Source organism: Pseudomonas sp. 43(2021), from assembly GCF_017490805.1.
In the GTDB taxonomy this organism is placed as follows: domain Bacteria; phylum Pseudomonadota; class Gammaproteobacteria; order Pseudomonadales; family Pseudomonadaceae; genus Aquipseudomonas.
On the sequence record NZ_JAFGYJ010000068.1, the window covers coordinates 1 to 1,801 of the forward strand.

General features: G+C 43.4%; 1 protein-coding gene. It reads right to left on the minus strand.

The window, feature by feature from the left end; all coding sequences use genetic code 11:
* A partial coding sequence (locus J5M71_RS25825) for a hypothetical protein (RefSeq protein ID WP_207838250.1) occupies positions 1-1,497 on the minus strand: 1,497 nt, incomplete at its 3' end.
* Between the last annotated feature and the right edge of the window lie 304 nt (positions 1,498-1,801).

Below are 1,801 nucleotides of genomic sequence, written 5' to 3' on the forward strand. Positions count from 1 at the left end.
AGCAATGGCTGGCGTTAATTCGAGTAAGGATAATTCACTGACTTTGAAGTAAGTGGCAGAGGACCTAGTTGTCCTGGCTCCACTGACGGGCTCAATGCCAAATTTCTTTAGAAAATTTAATGCGTTTTCTGGCCCGCATCCAAGAAATAATGAGATGTGATGCAGCCTAATGTAGTGCTCGCCAAAGCACTCGATATCTTCTTCAAGGAAAGAATTACAAGCGTAGTCTCGAGAGTTAGCTGCGAAAGCGCCCGCGCGCTCTAAGCTTGAAAAAGTGCTATTGCTGACTTTAAGCTTTTGACATGCTTCTGAGCGGGTAAGTGATTTGGCGTGCTCAGATGGAGATTGGGATATGCAAGTGCGATGTGCCCTATTTACATCGGATCTCAGAAATAAACGACTGATATCATAAGGCTTGCTGTGCATTTCCACTGCATGTACGTTATGGCATGCAAGGAAATCGACAATTTTGAATGGTGAGATTTTGAGCAGGGCTGCCGCTGCGCCTGCACTTATGTATTTGTCGTTAAATCTCGTTACTTCATCAGCAGCTATAAGCCACATGCCATGTTTGCTTCTGGCTGTAACAGAGATTATCCTGCTTTTCACGTAGTACCTAATGCTGGGCTTTTGAAATTCTAACTTCAGAGCGATTTGAGTCATGCTAAAATATTGAGAGGGCTCGTATTCATCTAGCATTTCGAGTGACATAGCTAGCTTTCGTGTAAATGGTTTACAGTCCTGGTTGAAAATAGTATTTGTCATTCGAGCAACAAAATTTTTGCTATAGAGCTGCACTGCAATGGGCGTTGACAAATAGTCTTCGCTGGTAAGTTGGCTATCTACAGATCCGCGTAGCTTTTGAAGTGTCATGTTAAATCGTTGCGCGAATGTTTCGCCGGACTCAAATTTATCGTGGATTTCACAAACATCCTCTCGGCGATAGGCAGCTTTAGAGTTCGGGAAGTACCGCTTAATATGTCCGGCTCTAACCAATTCCCTCAGATAGGTGAACGTGATTCCCAGTAACTCCGTGGTCTCGTCAGCAGTATAAAAATCTGTAGGATCTGAAGTCGCGCGATTTGTAGAGCAGTTTTGTCTGTCTTTGATAAACTTGAGCAGTGAGAGAATGTCCTCTATGTAATAAGGTCGATATTTATGCTCTTTGGGGTGGTGTGAGGAAAGCCACTCTAGGCAATACGGGTTAAGGTTAAGCTTGTTGATTTTGCAAAGTCTAGATAATTGGGTTTTATTAAGAGAGAACTCTCGTTCTGGTGGCAGGTGTTCTATTGGAAAGAAAGGGTCAAGATTGTCAAGGAAGTATTGTATAGCATTGTTTCGCAACTCTGCAGGAGTGAGGCAATTAATTTTAGCGGAGATGATATTTTTATCTATTGCTGGGTAGGTGGACTTTAAAAAGTATAGGTAATTGACGATGCCATTTTTGTTGTTGTCCAAGGCTGAAAAAGCAGCCTTAACTACTTCCCGCTGTTCCATGGTGGTGCGGCCTGAGGGGTATGTATATCCAAGTTCTCTTAGTATCCTGTAGAGCTTCCGTAAGGAAATTTCATCACGTGCTCGATATATTTCCAGTAATCTAGATTCAACTGCACAGTCTTCGCGACTACACGGAGTGCTCACTAATGTCGCGCCGCACTTACATGAATCTGTAAACGGTGATAGCCACTTTAATCTCAGGGCGCATGCACTGCACTGACGGAGAAGATTACATTGATGTAGCGGGCAATAATCAGCTAGCTTTATGTCTTTGAGGAAGTGCTCATGGCCTTCTGCAGAACAT